General features: G+C 60.3%; 10 protein-coding genes, 1 tRNA gene and 2 rRNA genes. All 13 read left to right on the forward strand.

Features of this window, described 5'->3' with window-relative positions; translation table 11 throughout:
- A 23S ribosomal RNA gene (locus HMPREF9465_RS07320) occupies positions 1 to 2,654 on the forward strand; the annotation flags it as partial.
- A 118-nt stretch (positions 2,655 to 2,772) separates the two neighbouring features.
- Positions 2,773 to 2,887: ribosomal RNA gene (rrf, locus tag HMPREF9465_RS07325) — 5S ribosomal RNA — on the forward strand.
- Positions 2,888 to 3,314: 427 nt separating this feature from the next.
- A complete protein-coding gene (locus HMPREF9465_RS12835; RefSeq protein ID WP_081579460.1) occupies positions 3,315 to 3,746 on the forward strand; it encodes a group II intron maturase-specific domain-containing protein in 432 nt (143 codons plus the stop codon).
- Between the two features lie 271 nt (positions 3,747 to 4,017).
- Entirely contained in the window at positions 4,018 to 5,331 is a 1,314-nt protein-coding gene (locus tag HMPREF9465_RS07330) for a replication-associated recombination protein A (RefSeq protein WP_231289370.1), read from the forward strand.
- A 119-nt stretch (positions 5,332 to 5,450) separates the two neighbouring features.
- Positions 5,451 to 6,764: a serine--tRNA ligase gene (serS, locus tag HMPREF9465_RS07335; protein WP_038007178.1), complete on the forward strand. Its 1,314-nt coding sequence runs from the start codon at positions 5,451 to 5,453 to the stop codon at positions 6,762 to 6,764.
- A gap of 111 nt (positions 6,765 to 6,875) precedes the next feature.
- Positions 6,876 to 6,966: transfer RNA gene (locus HMPREF9465_RS07340), tRNA-Ser, on the forward strand.
- 139 nt (positions 6,967 to 7,105) lie between these two features.
- Complete coding sequence (gene scpB / locus HMPREF9465_RS07345) at positions 7,106 to 7,711, forward strand: SMC-Scp complex subunit ScpB (RefSeq protein ID WP_051009049.1); 606 nt, start codon at positions 7,106 to 7,108, stop codon at positions 7,709 to 7,711.
- Positions 7,695 to 8,942 carry a 23S rRNA pseudouridine(2605) synthase RluB gene (gene rluB, locus HMPREF9465_RS13960; protein WP_005435578.1) on the forward strand — a complete coding sequence of 416 codons (1,248 nt, stop codon included), beginning with the start codon at positions 7,695 to 7,697 and terminating at the stop codon, positions 8,940 to 8,942. The genes scpB and rluB overlap by 17 nt, the downstream gene beginning before the upstream one ends.
- A gap of 417 nt (positions 8,943 to 9,359) precedes the next feature.
- Entirely contained in the window at positions 9,360 to 9,926 is a 567-nt protein-coding gene (rimP, locus tag HMPREF9465_RS07355) for a ribosome maturation factor RimP (RefSeq protein WP_005435580.1), read from the forward strand.
- A gap of 5 nt (positions 9,927 to 9,931) precedes the next feature.
- Positions 9,932 to 11,425 (forward strand): transcription termination factor NusA, encoded by a 1,494-nt coding sequence (gene nusA / locus HMPREF9465_RS07360; protein ID WP_005435581.1) that lies wholly within the window; start codon positions 9,932 to 9,934, stop codon positions 11,423 to 11,425.
- Positions 11,426 to 11,674: 249 nt separating this feature from the next.
- Positions 11,675 to 14,524 carry a translation initiation factor IF-2 gene (infB, locus tag HMPREF9465_RS07365; protein WP_005435582.1) on the forward strand — a complete coding sequence of 950 codons (2,850 nt, stop codon included), beginning with the start codon at positions 11,675 to 11,677 and terminating at the stop codon, positions 14,522 to 14,524.
- 81 nt (positions 14,525 to 14,605) lie between these two features.
- Complete coding sequence (gene rbfA, locus HMPREF9465_RS07370) at positions 14,606 to 14,971, forward strand: 30S ribosome-binding factor RbfA (RefSeq protein WP_005435583.1); 366 nt, start codon at positions 14,606 to 14,608, stop codon at positions 14,969 to 14,971.
- A gap of 1 nt (position 14,972) precedes the next feature.
- Positions 14,973 to 15,866 (forward strand): tRNA pseudouridine(55) synthase TruB, encoded by an 894-nt coding sequence (truB, locus tag HMPREF9465_RS07375; protein WP_005435584.1) that lies wholly within the window; start codon positions 14,973 to 14,975, stop codon positions 15,864 to 15,866.
- Positions 15,867 to 15,876: the final 10 nt, after the last annotated feature.

The raw sequence follows: 15,876 nt of genomic DNA on the forward strand, positions 1-15,876 counted from the left end.
ATTCCGAAAGTAGTGGCGAGCGAAATCGGATCAGCCCAGCACTCGATAGCAGCCAACTTACGGGAACGGTCTGGAAAGTCCGGCCATAGAGGGTGATAGCCCCTTACTGGAAAAGGCAGCTGCGGTACTAAGTGTGCGATAAGTAGAGCGGGACACGTGACATCCTGCTCGAAGATGGGGGGACCATCCTCCAAGGCTAAATACTCGTGATCGACCGATAGCGTACCAGTACTGTGAAGGAAAGGTTAAAAGAACCCCGGGAGGGGAGTGAAATAGATCCTGAAACCGCATACATACAAACAGTAGGAGCCTCGTTAAGGGGTGACTGCGTACCTTTTGCATAATGGGTCAGCGACTTACGTTTAATGGCGAGCTTAACCGTATAGGGGAGGCGCAGCGAAAGCGAGTTCGAACAGAGCGTTCAGTCGTTAGGCGTAGACCCGAAACCAGATGATCTATCCATGGCCAGGTTGAAGGTGTGGTAACACACACTGGAGGACCGAACCGACTAGTGTTGCAAAATTAGCGGATGAGCTGTGGATAGGGGTGAAAGGCTAAACAAATCTGGAGATAGCTGGTTCTCCCCGAAAACTATTGAGGTAGTGCCTCGTGTATGACTCCAGGGGGTAGAGCACTGTTATGGCTAGGGGGACATGGCGTCTTACCAAACCATGGCAAACTCCGAATACTTGGAAGTTTGAGCACGGGAGACAGAGCACCGGGTGCTAACGTCCGGACTCAAGAGGGAAACAACCCAGACCGCCGGCTAAGGTCCCTAATATTGACTAAGTGGAAAACGAAGTGGAAAGGCTAAGACAGTCAGGAAGTTGGCTTAGAAGCAGCCATCCTTCAAAGAAAGCGTAATAGCTCACTGATCGAGTCTTTCTGCGCGGAAGATGTAACGGGGCTAAGTCAATAACCGAAGCCGCGGATTCACACTTATGTGTGAGTGGTAGGGGAGCGTTCTGTAAGCCTGCGAAGGTGACTCGTAAGGGTTGCTGGAGGTATCAGAAGTGCGAATGCTGACATGAGTAACGTTAAAGCGGGTGAAAAGCCCGCTCGCCGTAAGCCCAAGGTTTCCTGCTCTACGTTCATCGGAGCAGGGTGAGTCGGCCCCTAAGGTGAGGCTGAGAAGCGTAACTGATGGGAACAAGGTTAATATTCCTTGACCACCGCTGAATGCGAAGGGGGGACGGAGTATTGAAGATCATCCGGGTGTTGGATATCCCGGTTTGCGAGCGTAGGAGGCTGACAGGCAAATCCGTCAGCGAATCTCCGAGGCAAAGCATCGAGCTCTCTTTTGAGCGAAGTGATTGGATGTGCTTCCAGGAAAAGCCTCTAAGCTCCAGTTCAGCGGGACCGTACCGCAAACCGACACTGGTGGGCGAGCTGAATATGCTCAGGCGCTTGAGAGAACTCAGGAGAAGGAACTCGGCAAATTGACACCGTAACTTCGGGATAAGGTGTGCCTTTGTAGCGTGGAGGGAGAAACACCCCGAGCGCGAAGAGGTCTCAGATAATCGGTGGCTGCGACTGTTTATTAAAAACACAGCACTCTGCAAAGACGAAAGTCGACGTATAGGGTGTGATGCCTGCCCGGTGCTGGAAGATTAATTGATGGGGTGCAAGCTCCTGATCGAAGTCCCAGTAAACGGCGGCCGTAACTATAACGGTCCTAAGGTAGCGAAATTCCTTGTCGGGCAAGTTCCGACCTGCACGAATGGCATAACGATGGCCACACTGTCTCCTCCTGAGACTCAGTGAAGTTGAAGTGTTTGTGATGATGCAATCTCCCCGCGGCTAGACGGAAAGACCCCATGAACCTTTACTGTAGCTTTGCATTGGACTTTGAACCGATCTGTGTAGGATAGGCGGGAGCCTGTGAAACCACAACGCCAGTTGTGGCGGAGGCGTCCTTGAAATACCGCCCTGATTTGTTTGAGGTTCTAACCTGGGACAGTCATCCTGTCCGGGGACCGTGCATGGTAGGCAGTTTGACTGGGGCGGTCTCCTCCTAAAGGGTAACGGAGGAGTGCGAAGGTACGCTAGGTACGGTCGGAAATCGTGCTGATAGTGCAATGGCAAAAGCGTGCTTGACTGCGAGACCCACAAGTCGAGCAGATACGAAAGTAGGTCATAGTGATCCGGTGGCTCTGTATGGAAGGGCCATCGCTCAACGGATAAAAGGTACTCTGGGGATAACAGGCTGATACCGCCCAAGAGTTCATATCGACGGCGGTGTTTGGCACCTCGATGTCGGCTCATCTCATCCTGGGGCTGTAGCCGGTCCCAAGGGTATGGCTGTTCGCCATTTAAAGAGGTACGTGAGCTGGGTTTAAAACGTCGTGAGACAGTTTTGTCCCTATCTGCCGTGGGCGCTGGAAGATTGACGGGGGCTGCTCCTAGTACGAGAGGACCGGAGTGGACTCACCTCTGGTGTACCGGTTGTCACGCCAGTGGCATCGCCGGGTAGCTATGTGGGGAAGAGATAACCGCTGAAAGCATCTAAGCGGGAAACTTGCCTGAAGATAAGTCTTCCTGGAGGCTAGACCTCCCTAAAGAGTCGTTCGAGACCAGGACGTTGATAGGATGGGTGTGTAAGTGCTGTGAGGCACTCAGCTAACCATTACTAATTGCTCGTGAAGCTTGATCCTATAACCGTGAAGCTTTTTTGACTGAATGTCGTCAAGAGAATTTCTGAGTCAATGAATCACAGCTCAGCTTTGTTTCTGACCAAGTGAAGAATTCGCTGCTCGCGCAGCAAAGCCTTTGCCTGATGACCATAGAGAGGTGGTCCCACTCCTTCCCATTCCGAACAGGACAGTGAAACACCTTATCGCCGATGATAGTTGGTTGTATTTCCAGTGAAAGTAGGACATCGTCAGGCTCACCATTCCAAGAACCCCGGTTTCGAAAGAGACTGGGGTTTTTGTTTGTGCGCTCGGCAGCGCACGTGTGTCTATGCGGTGAAAGTCCGCTGTCCGCCCGAACCGGGGAAGGACGAGTGAGTCGTGCAAGTCGAGGGAGGCAACGACCTTGATGAAGGAAGCCGATAACAAAACTCCAGCCTGACGAACAGGAATCGGATGTGAGGCGTGTATCTTGGGAGAGTCGGCAAAGCTCGATTAACCCAAAGCTGTTCCGGAAGGGATGCACGTAGATCCGGCAGGTGGGGAGGGAAGCACATGTGTGATACCTGGGGAGAGCCATCTCGACGCCGCGAGGCTACCGAGGTTCGGGAGGCCGAGGGATGTCGGCATGGAAGTCAGCCGAGGCCGTAGTAGGGCGAAATTTCTTGGCTACACTTCGTGGGGATGACGGGACAACCGCTAGTTCACCCGAAAAGCTTCAAGCGGCTGCAGGACAAGCCTCGCACCGTCTTCTACAGGGCGCGCGGCGGGTCACTCTTTCGAACGATTAGGGTGCTCAATGCGATTCTGCGTGGATGGCGGCAGTACTTCAAGTTGGACACTCGCAAGGGCGTGTTCGATGCGCTCGACATACACATCCGACGCCATCTCCGAAAGTCGGTGTGGATTGCATGGAAGCGACCGAAGACACGTGAACGGGAACCTCGACGTCGCGGCTTGGATAAAGAGCGTGCGTGGAAGTCAGAGCGTGCGTGGAAGTCTGCCAATAACGGACGGGGTGCATGGTGGAACGCTGACGCACTTCACATGCGCGATGCATTTCCAAAGTCTTTCTTCAGACGACAGGGACTCTACAGCCTTCTCGAGATGCGCTGAGTTCCCTTCTATTTCTAACTCAGAAACCGCCGGATGCCGAACGGCACGTCCGAACGCTCAGCACTGAGTGAGCATAATTGTGTGGGAGGGGAGTGCCTGTGAGGGCGCTCTCTACCCGATTCCCGCGCCCGAGAGGTCGGGCATGACCTGCCGTTCGAATTTTGCTAGAGTACTGCGCATGAGCAACGATCTTTTCGGCGGCGAACTTCTGCCGCCAGACGCCAAATCCAAGCCCGCGTCCCGAAAGGCTTCAACCCAAGAGCCGCAGCCCATGCTGAGGCCGCTGGCCGAACGCATGCGACCGGGAACCCTCGACGAAGTCGTGGGGCAGACTCACTTGCTGGGAGCGGGAGCGCCGCTTCGCACCGCATTCGAACAGCATCGCCCGCATTCGATGATCCTCTGGGGGCCTCCCGGCGTCGGCAAGACCACGCTTGCCCGCCTGATGGCATCGGCATTTGACCTCCCCTTCATCTCGATCTCCGCCGTACTCGGCGGCGTGAAGGAAATCCGTGACGCCGTTGATGCCGCAAAGGAAACGATGCGTCTAACCGGCAGGCCAACTCTTCTTTTTGTGGATGAGGTCCATCGATTCAGCAAGAGCCAGCAGGACGCCTTTCTGCCTCATGTGGAGTCGGGACTCTTCGTCTTTGTCGGCGCGACGACCGAAAATCCCAGCTTTGAGGTGAATTCGGCTCTTCTGAGCCGTTCGACTGTGTATCAGCTTCAGAGTCTCAAGCCCGAGGAGTCCGAAGTCCTTCTTGAGCGTGCGCTTGAGAGAGAGTTTCCGAAGCTCTCGGTGACGGAGGATGCACGCCGTGTCATGATCGAACTGTCCGACGGAGACGCCAGGCGGCTTCTCAATGCGGTCGACGTGTCCTGCACGATGGCTCTCGAGAGGGGAATGACGGAGGTCGATGCGGGATTTCTCAGGAAGACGCTTCCTGCAACTCTGCGCCGCTTCGACAAGGGCGGCGACAACTACTACGATCAGATCAGCGCCATGCACAAGTCCGTGCGTGGATCCGATCCCGATGCAGCGCTTTACTGGATGTGCCGCATGCTCGACGGCGGGTGCGATCCGCGCTACATTGCCCGCCGCGTCGTGCGCATGGCGATCGAGGACATCTCGCTGGCTGATCCGCGCGCGACGCAGCTTGCCGTGGAGGCGGCTGAAATCTACGAGCGACTCGGCTCTCCCGAGGGGGAGCTTGCCATCGCGCAGGCTGTCGTCTATCTTGCCTGCGCACCCAAGAGCAACGCCGTCTACAACGCCTACAACGCAGTGCGGGCCTTCGTGAAGACGGACCGCACGCGTCCCGTCCCCATGTATTTGCGAAACGCGCCTACGAAGCTCATGAAGGAGCTCGGATACCATGAGGGCTATCGCTACGCACATGACGAGCCTGGCGCCTTTGCCGCCGGCGAGATCTACATGCCCGAAGGGCTCGAAGGCATGAAGTGGTACAAACCTGTCGATCGCGGTCTGGAGATCAAGATCGCTGAAAAGCTTGCTCGCCTGGAGTCGCTCAACGAAGAGGCCAGAAAGGCGGGGCGCGGGCGCAGAAGGGGCCAGGGCAGGTAGGTGGTCCTCATGAGCCGCAGTACTGCTGAATTTGCCTTTTCTCCGATAAAAGGAGAAAATTAAAAGATCGACTTCTGATGGCCGGCGTGCTTGCGCCGGCAACTTTAAAGGTAAAAACAATGCTTGACCTGACGATGCTGCGCAAGCAGCTCCCTGAAGTGGTTGCCCGCCTTGCGACGCGCAACTTTGTGTTCCCTGAAAAGGAATTCAACGAACTTGAAGCTGCCCGCAAGACCGTGCAGACCAAGACCGAAGATCTGCAGCAGAAGCGCAACGTGCTCTCCCGTCAGATCGGCATGGCCAAGAAGAACGGTGAGGACGCTTCCGCCCTGATGGCTGAAGCCGCCCAGATTCCCGAAGAACTCACGAAACTTGAGGCCGAACTCGACGACATTCGCACGCGTCTCAACGACATGCTTCTCCGCATTCCTAACCTCCCGCACGAAAGCGTGCCGGTCGGCAAGGATGAGTCTGAAAATGTTGAAGTCCGCCGTTGGGGCACCCCGCGCGAGTTTGACTTTGAAGTCAAGGACCATGTCGACGTCGGCGCTCCGCTCGGCCTCGACTTCGATACGGCCGCCAAGGAGTCCGGCGCCCGCTTCGCCTTCATGCGCGGTCAGATTGCCCGTCTTCATCGCGCCCTCGCCCAGTTCATGCTGGACACGCACACCCGTGAAAACGGCTATGTCGAGTGCTACACGCCGTACATCGTGACGGCTTCCACGATGCAGGGCACCGGCCAGCTACCGAAGTTCGAGGAGGACCTCTTCGCCGCCAAGAAGGGCGGTGCCTTTGGTGAACAGGAACAGATGTATCTCGTGCCGACTGCTGAAGTCACGCTGACGAATCAGGTCGCCGGCATGATGCTCAGCTACAAGGACCTTCCGCTCAAGGTGACGGCCCATACGCCGTGCTTCCGTTCCGAAGCCGGTGCTTACGGCCGCGACACCCGCGGCATGATCCGCCAGCATCAGTTCGACAAGGTGGAAATGGTCCGCATCGTTCGTCCGGAAACCTCCTACGACGATCTCGAGGAAATGACCCACAACGCCGAAGGCATTCTGCAGAAGCTCGGTCTGCCGTACCGTGTCGTCGCGCTCTCCACGGGCGACATGGGCTTCGGTGCCACGAAGACCTATGACCTTGAAGTCTGGATCCCAGCGCAGAACACCTACCGCGAGATTTCGTCCTGCTCCAACTGCGAGGCCTTCCAGGCCCGCCGCATGGGCGCTCGCTTCAAGGATGAAAATGGCAAGACCCAGTACGTCCACACGCTCAACGGTTCCGGCCTCGCCGTCGGCCGCACGCTCGTCGCCGTGCTCGAAAACTACCAGAACGCTGACGGCAGCGTGACGGTTCCCGAAGCGCTTCGTCCGTACATGGGCGGTGTTGAAGTGCTCCGTCCGATCGAAGGCGGCGTTTTCGCCCACTAAGCTGTTCAGGCAGCGACAGCTTCGAATTCGTTCGAATCTGAAGCGGGAGGTTTGACAAAACCTCCCGCTTTCTGTAATATGCAAAACCTGTTCTCCTTATGGGGAATAGCCGGAAGGATGGCAGAGTGGTCGAATGCGCCGGACTCGAAATCCGGTATACGGTTATACCGTATCGTGGGTTCAAATCCCACTCCTTCCGCCAGATTCAAAGTGAACGGAAATCAACTTCCGGTCACGATCCCGATTGAAGCCCCGCACTCGGATCGAGCTGCGGGGCTTTATTTTGGCGCCGCCTTTTTCTACAATGGGCGCTGTTTCAGATACCCTTTCGTCCGTCTCTCATGACTCCGCAGCACATCATTGAAGCAGCGCTACTGAGCTCGCGGCGGCCGATGCCGGTGCGCGAGATTAGGCGTCTCTTCGACGACAGGCTGAGCGCCAAGTCCGTGAAGGAACACCTCGCTGAGCTTCAGGCCTTCTGGGAGGACCGCGGCATGCGCCTCGTGGAGCTCTCCGACGGGTGGCGCTTCCAGACGGCCTCGGAGCTTGGTCCCAGATTCCTGCGCCTTGACGAGGAAAAGCCGCCCCGCTATTCGAGGGCGGCCATGGAGACGCTGGCCATCATCGCCTATCATCAGCCCGTGACCCGCGGCGACATTGAGGAGCTTCGCGGCGTGACCGTCAATCCGGCCACCCTCAGGCTCTTCGAGGAGCGCGGATGGATCGAGACGGTGGGTTATCGGGAGTCGCCGGGCAGGCCGGCGCTTCTTGCCACGACCAGAACTTTTTTAAATGATCTCGGACTCAGAAGCCTTGCAGAACTGCCGGGCCCTGATGCCGAGCCGCTTCCCGACTTCCTGCTGTCGGAAGCCCTGCCGCCTTCGGCGGCAGCCGACGAAGGGCCGATGCCGCTTCAGAAGGAGATTGATTTTGAGAAACAACAGTAATTCTCGCGGCGGTCGCCGTCCGCAGTCCGCCGAACGCAAGCGCACGCCGTTCCGTCGTCCTGGCGAAGGCAATTTGCCTCGCACCCGTCGCGTGCGCGAGGACGCCCCCTTTTCCGAGCGCGCAGGCCTGGCCTCTCCGCGCGAGGCCTTCGGACAGATGGAGTCCGAGGCCGACGGCTACAGGGGCTTTGCGGATCGTCCGATCGCGCTCGACATCATCGACCGCGCCCGCCAGCAGCAGACGCCTGCCGATCTGCCGACCGAAAAGCTTCAGAAGGCGCTCGCCGATGCTGGGCTCGGATCCCGCCGCGACATGGAGGCTCTGATCGCCTCCGGCGTCGTGACCGTCAACGGTCAAACCGCCACCGTGGGTGACCGCGTTACGGCTGCGGACATGATTCGTGTCGAGGGCAGGCTCGTGCGCCGCACGATGGCTGCCTCCTCCACGCCCCGCGTTCTGATGTACCACAAGATGGCCGGCGAAATCGTCTCCCGTGACGATCCTGAAGGCCGTCCCTCCGTCTTTGCGCGTCTTCCCCGCGTCTCGGGCGCCCGCTGGGTGGCCGTGGGCCGTCTTGACTTCAATACCGAGGGCCTTCTTCTCTTCACGACCTCCGGCGCGCTTGCCAACCGCCTTATGCATCCCCGTTACGAGATCGATCGCGAGTATGCCGTTCGAGTCATCGGCGAGCTTGAGGCCGAGCAGATGCTTCAGCTTCAGCAGGGCATTGAGCTTGAGGACGGCATGGCGAAGTTCGACAAGCTCGAGGATCAAGGCGGAACGGGCATGAACCACTGGTACCTCGTGCAGATCCGCGAGGGTCGCAATCGCGAGGTCCGCCGCATGTTCGAAGCTGTCGGCATGACGGTTTCGCGCCTTATCCGCGTTCGCTACGGCGCCGTTTCTCTTCCGAAGACCCTGCCGCGCGGCAAACGCATGGAACTCACGCCTGAAGAGGTTCGCGCCTGGATGCTTGACCTCGATGAGGCCGAGAAGAAAATGGCCGCCGCAGCTCCTGCAAAGGCTGAGGCTAAGAAGGCCGAAAAGGCCGCCGCTCGTGAAAAGGCCCGCGCCCGCGCTCGTGCCGAAAGCGAGGCCGAGGCCCGCGAGGCTCGTCGAGGCACCCGCTTCAAGGAAGGCAAGTCCGACCGCACGGGCGTGCCCATGTGGGAGGCTCGCGACATGAGCGATCGCCCGACGCAGCGCCGCCGAACGGGCGGACGCTCCTGATCGCGAAAGGACCTGAAAAAGCGGCTCCGCGCTTGCGCGGGGACGCTTTTTCACCTACAATCGCGGGTGTTCGTGAAAACCCGAGGCAACCTTCAAGGTCGTGTCCGTCCCTGAGCAAACGGGGGAGAGGGCGTTTTCACGGAAAGGTTCAGGCGGCGCAGACCGAGAGAAGGCCGCGCCGTTGCCCTGCCGGAATGAGAATCCCGAGGCCGCGTGTCCAGAAGGACATGCAGAAGGCTGCAGACGGACCGCCGGCGTCAGAGGGTGTCGAATGGGCGTTTGCCCATTTTTTTTTGTTTTTTCGAGCTTCGGCTGACTTTTGTCCGCTTAAGCTGCAGGGACGAGCCGTTCAGCACGGACGCGCCGTCAGGACGGGCCGGGATGACTCCGGCCGCAATTTAATAGGAAGTTTGATCAATGACCCAATCCGGAGCGCTTAACGAGCTCGTTGAACGTACCGTCGAAGGCATGGGCTATGAGTTCGTCGAACTCGAGCGCCTTGCCAGAGGCCTTGTCCGCGTGACGATCGACACCACCGCCGAAGGCGGCATCTCGCTTGAGGACTGCGAACGCGTGAGCGATCAGCTCACCCACCTCTTCACGGTGGAGGACATTCCCTATGAGCGCCTTGAGGTGTCCTCTCCCGGCGTTGAGCGCCCCTTGAAGCGCGCCCGCGACTGGGATCGCTTCGCCGGCGAACTCGCTCACGTCGAGCTCTTTGCGCCCCTTCACGCCGAAGGCTTCCCCGAGGCCGGCCGCCGCAAGCTCGATGGCCGCATCATCTCCATTGAAGGCGAGTCCGGTGCTGAAACGATCACGTTCGACTTCTTCGAGGTCTTCATCGCCCGCACGCCCACTGCTGCCGTTACGGCGCTCCGCGGCCGCAGGAAGAAGACGGCCGAGGTTCCCCCCGTGCGCGTCACCTTCCCGCTGTCCGATGTCGACAATGCCCATCTTCTTGCTGAATTGAACTTTAAAGGTTGATTTCAATGAACTGCCGTGAAATGCTCCAGCTTGTCGACGTACTCGCAAGCGAAAAGAATGTTGCCAAGGACACCGTCTTCGGCGTGCTCGAGGCCGCGCTTGCCAGCGCCGTCAAGAAGGCTCAGTTCCCCGGTGAGGACGCCGACGTCGTCGTGCATGTCGACCGCGTGACGGGCGAATTCAAGGCCGCCCGCCGCTGGCTCGTCGTTGCCGACGAGGAAGGTCTCCAGGAGCCGGACCGTCAGGAAATGTATTCCGACGTCATCGACGATTATCCGGAAATCCAGCCCGGGGAATTCATCGAGCGCGAGATCGAAGTGATTGACGTCGACACGACGGGCCGCCGCTTCGCTCAGGACGCCAAGCAGGTCATCCTTCAGCGCCTGCGTGACGCCGAACGCGAGCAGATCCTCAAGGAGTTCCTCGATCGCAACGAAAGCATCGTGACTGGCACGATCAAGCGCATCGACAAGGGCGACGCCATCGTTGAAATCGGCCGTCTTGAAGCTCGCCTGCCGCGCAACCAGATGATTCCGCGTGAGAATCTCCGCACGGGTGACCGCGTGCGCGCCTACGTCGACCATGTCGGCGAGTCCAACAAGGGCCAGCAGGTGTTCCTCTCCCGCACGTCCCCCGAATTCATCAAGAAGCTCTTCGAGCTTGAAGTCCCGGAAATCGAGGAAGGCCTCCTCGAGATCAAGTCCGCCGCCCGTGATCCGGGCGTGCGCGCCAAGATCGCCGTCTACGCCCGCGACCGCCGCATCGATCCGATCGGCACCTGCGTAGGCATGCGCGGCTCCCGCGTCAATGCCGTGACGAACGAACTCGGCGGCGAACGCGTCGACATCGTGCCCTGGAACGAGGATCCCGCCCAGTTCGTGGTCGGTGCCCTTGAGCCCGCCAAGGTCCGTTCGATCGTCATGCTCGAAGAGACCCACACGATGGAAGTCGTCGTCGACGAGGACAATCTCGCCATCGCCATCGGCCGCGCCGGCCAGAACGTTCGTCTTGCGTCCGAGCTCACCGGCTGGCAGATCAACATCATGACCGAAGCTGCCGCCGCTCAGAAGCGCGATGAGGAAGTCGCGAAGATCCGCGCCGACTTCATGGACAGCCTCGACATCGACGAGGCCGCCGCCGACGTGCTTATCGGTGAAGGCTTCTCCTCCGTTGAGGAAATCGCTTACGTTCCTGAGAAGGAGCTCTACGCGATCGAGGCCTTCGACCGTGAAACGGTCGACGAGCTTCGCCAGCGCGCCCGCAACAAGCTTCTCGCCGACGCCATCACCCGTGAAGAGAATCTGCGCAAGGCCGACGAGCCGCTGCTGAGCCTTGAGGGCATGGACAACGATCTCGCCAGCCAGCTTGTGGGCCACGGCGTCAAGACGCTTGACGATCTTGGCGAACTCGCCACGGACGATCTCGTTGAAATGACGGGCATCGACGAAGAGCGCGCGAGCAGCCTCATCATGAAGGCCCGCGAGCACTGGTTCGAATAATCAGGCGCAAGGCGAAGGGAGCGCGACCGCGAATGGCGGAGACCGCGCTCCGGACGAATCAGGATTTGTCCCCAAAGAAATGGTCTTCCGCCGCGAATGAATAATCGCCGTGCCGTTTGCGCGCGAACGTCCTTCGGGACGCAGGTGTACAGACGCAGGCACGGCAGATGCGTTCGGTCCGGGAAAGTCCCGCAGCGTCCCAGAGGACGCAGGGCATTCAGGCTGAAGGCATCAAGGAGAAAGGAATTTATGGCCAGCAAAACGGTAAGCGAATTCGCACAGGAACTCAAGGTGGCCGCCAAGACGCTTCTGGCTCAACTTCGAGCCGCGGGCGTCAACAAGGCGAGCGAAACGGATGAATTGAGCGAGACCGACAAGACGCGCCTGCTCGACAGCCTGCGCGTCGAGCGCACGCAATCGGCTCAGCGCAAGATCACCGTCACGCGCAAGGAACAGAGCGTCGTCAAGCAGCAGGACGGCTCCGGCCGCTCCCGTGCGATTCCGGTCGAAGTGCGACGCAAGCGCGTCTTCGTGAAGAATCCGCAGGTGCTCGCCGAGGAGGCTGCTCGCGCTGAAGCCGAAGCCGCTCAGGCCCGCCGCGCCGCCGAGGAAAAGGCCGCCGCCGAAGCCTGCGCCCGTGCGGAGGCTGAGGAGCGCGCCCGTGCTGAAGAGGCCCGCCGCGCCGAGGAAGCCCGCATCCGCGAGGAAGAGGAGCGCCGCGCCGCCCAGGAACGTGCCGAAGCCGCACGCCGTGAAGCTGAAGAAGCCCGTGCTCGTGAGGAAGCTTTGAAGAAGGAACAGGAAAAGGACGAGGCCGCCCTCAAGGCCGCCCGTCGCGAGGCCGAAAAGGCCAAGCTTGATGCTGAAGTGGCCGCCGCCACTGCCAAGCGCATGGAGGCCGAGGCCGCCGAACGCCGTCGCCGCGAGGAAGCTCGCCGCAAGGCCGAGGAGGAGGCCCGCAGCATCCGCGCCATGATGAACCGCAAGAACGGAGTTCTCACCGCCAAGAAGGTCAAGCCCGCTGAAAAGCCCGCCGAAGCCCCGAAGGCCGCTGAGCAGAAGCCTGCCGCCAAGGATGACAAGGCCAAGAAGACCGCTCGTCCGCAGCGTCCGGCCGCCGAGCCGCAGCAGAATGCCGGTGATGGCCGCAAGGGCCACCCGTCCGACCGCAAGAAGGGCGGCAAGGGCGGCTCCGACCGCTTCGGTGATGAGGGTCAGCATCGCCGCACGATCAAGACGCGCGGTGAGGACGATTCCGGGCAGACCGGCTGGCGCACGGCCCGCGGCCGTCGCAGCCAGGACCGCAACCGTCATGCCGAACCCGTTCAGCAGGTTCAGGAGCAGGTGGTGCGTGAAGTTCAGGTGCCTGAGACGATCAGCGTTGCGGACCTCGCCTACAAGATGGCCGTCAAGGCCACCGAAGTGATCAAGACCCTCATGAAGATGGGGCAGATGGTCACGATCAACCAGATGCTCGATCAGGACACGGCGATGCTCATCGTCGAGGAAATGGGCCACAAGGCCGTCGCCGCCAAGCCGGACGATCCCGAAGCCATCCTCGGTGAACTGCAGAACGTCGAATATCCCGCTCTGCCGCGTCCGCCTGTCGTCACGATCATGGGCCACGTCGACCACGGCAAGACCTCGCTGCTCGACTACATCCGTCGTGCCAAGGTTGCGGCCGGTGAAGCCGGCGGCATTACGCAGCACATTGGTGCCTACCATGTGAAGACGCCGCGCGGCATCGTCACCTTCCTCGACACCCCGGGCCATGAAGCCTTTACGGCCATGCGCGCCCGTGGCGCTCAGGCCACCGACGTCGTCATTCTGGTGGTTGCCGCCGACGACGGCGTGATGCCCCAGACGAAGGAGGCCATTGCGCACTCTCGTGCCGCCGGCGTTCCGCTTGTTGTCGCCATCAACAAGATCGACAAGCCCGAGGCCAATCCTGAGCGCGTAAAGCAGGAGCTCGTTGCCAACGACGTCATGCCTGAAGAGTGGGGCGGCGACGTGCCGTTCTGCCCCGTGTCCGCCAAGACGGGCGCAGGTGTTGACGAACTTCTTGAAAACGTGCTGCTTCAGGCCGAAATGCTCGAGCTCAAGGCTCCGGTCGAAGGTCCCGCCCACGGCATCGTGATCGAATCCCGCCTCGACAAGGGCCGCGGCCCCGTCGCGTCCATTCTGGTTCAGGGTGGTACGCTGCATCGCGGCGACATCGTGCTCGTCGGCCAGGAATTCGGCCGCGTGCGCGCCATGATCAACGAACTCGGCAAGGCCCAGCAGGCCGCCGGTCCGTCCATCCCTGTCGAAATTCAGGGCCTTTCCGGCGTTCCTGCCGCGGGTGACGAGGTCATCGTTCTCAACGACGAGCGCAAGGCCCGTGAAATCTCGCTCTTCCGTCAGGGCAAGTACCGCGATCAGAAACTCGCCAAACAGCATGCGACGAACCTCGCCAACCTCTTCTCCGGTGCGAACGAGGGCGAAGTCAAGACGCTGCCGCTCATCATCAAGGCCGACGTCCAGGGCTCTCAGGAGGCGCTCATCCATGCGCTTACGAAGCTCTCCACGGACGAAGTCCGCGTTCAGGTCGTTCATGCCGCCGTCGGCGGCATCAGCGAGTCCGACGTGAATCTCGCCGCTGCGTCGTCCGCCGTGATCATCGGCTTCAACGTCCGCGCCGACGCTCAGGCGCGCAAGGTTGCCGAGACCGAAGGCATCGACATCCGCTACTACAACATCATCTACGACGCCGTGGATGACGTTAAGGCCGCTCTGGGCGGCATGCTCTCTCCCGAACGCCGCGAAACGTCTCTCGGCCTTCTCGAGATCCGCCAGATCATCCGCGTGCCGAAGGTCGGCAACATCGCCGGCTGCCGCGTGCTCGAAGGCGTGGTTCGCCGCAATGCGTCGGTCCGACTGCTTCGCGACAACGTGGTCATCTGGACGGGCGAGCTCGCCTCCCTCAAGCACTTCAAGGACGACGTCCGCGAAGTTCAGGCCGGTCAGGAATGCGGCCTGTCGCTCAAGGGCTACGACGACATCCGTGAGCTCGACCAGCTTGAGATCTTCGAGGTGACCGAAGTCGCCCGCACGCTTTAAGAGGATCGTTCCAACATCAGGGGAGGACATGCCTTCGGGCTGTCCTCCCGTCATTGACTTTATGCAAGGGGGGCAACCTTCATGAAACCGAAGAAACCCGGCCGTTCCCTCCGAGTGGCCGACCAGATCGCCCGCGATCTCGCCGTGCTCATCCCGAAGGAGGTCCGCGATCCCCGCGTCGGCCTCGTTACGGTGACGGGCTGCGAGATTACGCCCGACTATGCGCATGCCAAGGTCTTCTTTACGGTGATCGGGAGCGATCCCGCCGTCTGTGAGGAAGGTCTCAATGCCGCAGCGGGCATGCTTCGCAACCATCTCTTTCGCAAGCTGACGATCCATACTGTGCCGACGCTTCACTTCGCGCACGACGACAGCGTGAACCGCGGCTTCGAAATGGACGCCCTCATCCGCAAGGCCATGAGCGAAACGCGTCCCGAGGAGAACTGACTTGGCCAGGCGTGGAGATCCGATTGACGGCGTCATGCTCCTTGACAAGCCGCTCGGCATGAGTTCGAACGCTGCGCTCCAGACGGTGCGCAGGCTTGTCAACGCGCAGAAGGCTGGCCATACGGGCACTCTCGATCCGATGGCCACGGGGCTTCTGCCGCTTTGCTTCGGCAACGCAACGAAGTTTTCCGCCGACCTGCTGCACGCCGAAAAGGGCTATGTCGCCCGCGTGAAGCTCGGCGAGGTCTCGTCCACGGGCGATGCCGAGGGCGAGATCGTCGAGCGTCATCCCGTCGACGTGACGGCCGAGGCGCTCGAAGAGGCCGTCGCCGCCTTTCTGGGTGAGATCGTTCAGATTCCGCCCATGTACTCAGCCCTCAAGGTCAACGGCAAGTGCCTTTATCAGCTCGCCCGTCAGGGTGAGACGGTTGAACGTGCTCCGCGCACGGTCACCGTGCGCGAGATCGCGGCCTCCGATTTTGACGGCACGTCCTTCACACTCACGTGTCTCGTTTCCAAGGGTACGTACATTCGCGTGCTTGCCGAGGACATCGGGCGCAGGCTTGGGTGCGGCGCTCATCTGACGGCTCTTCGCCGCACGCGCGTCGGCGACCTTTCTATCGACGACGCCGTGACGGTTGAGACGCTTGAAGAATGCGGCTCTCCCGAAGAGGCCCGCCGTCTTCTCAAGGGGGCCGACTCTCTTCTGCAGACCTTTGAAGCCGTGACGCTTGACGAAATGCAGACGGCACGCTTCATGACGGGACAGCGCCTTGCCCTCGGGCTTACAATGCGGGGGCGCGTCCGCGTATACGGACCGAACAACATGCTGCTCGGGACGGCCCGCGCAAACGAGCGCGGCGTCCTTGAGCCTGAAAGACTCATCGCACATTAAATCAACACGA

The sequence above is a fragment of the Sutterella wadsworthensis 2_1_59BFAA genome (assembly GCF_000297775.1).
Classification (GTDB): domain Bacteria; phylum Pseudomonadota; class Gammaproteobacteria; order Burkholderiales; family Burkholderiaceae_F; genus Sutterella; species Sutterella wadsworthensis_A.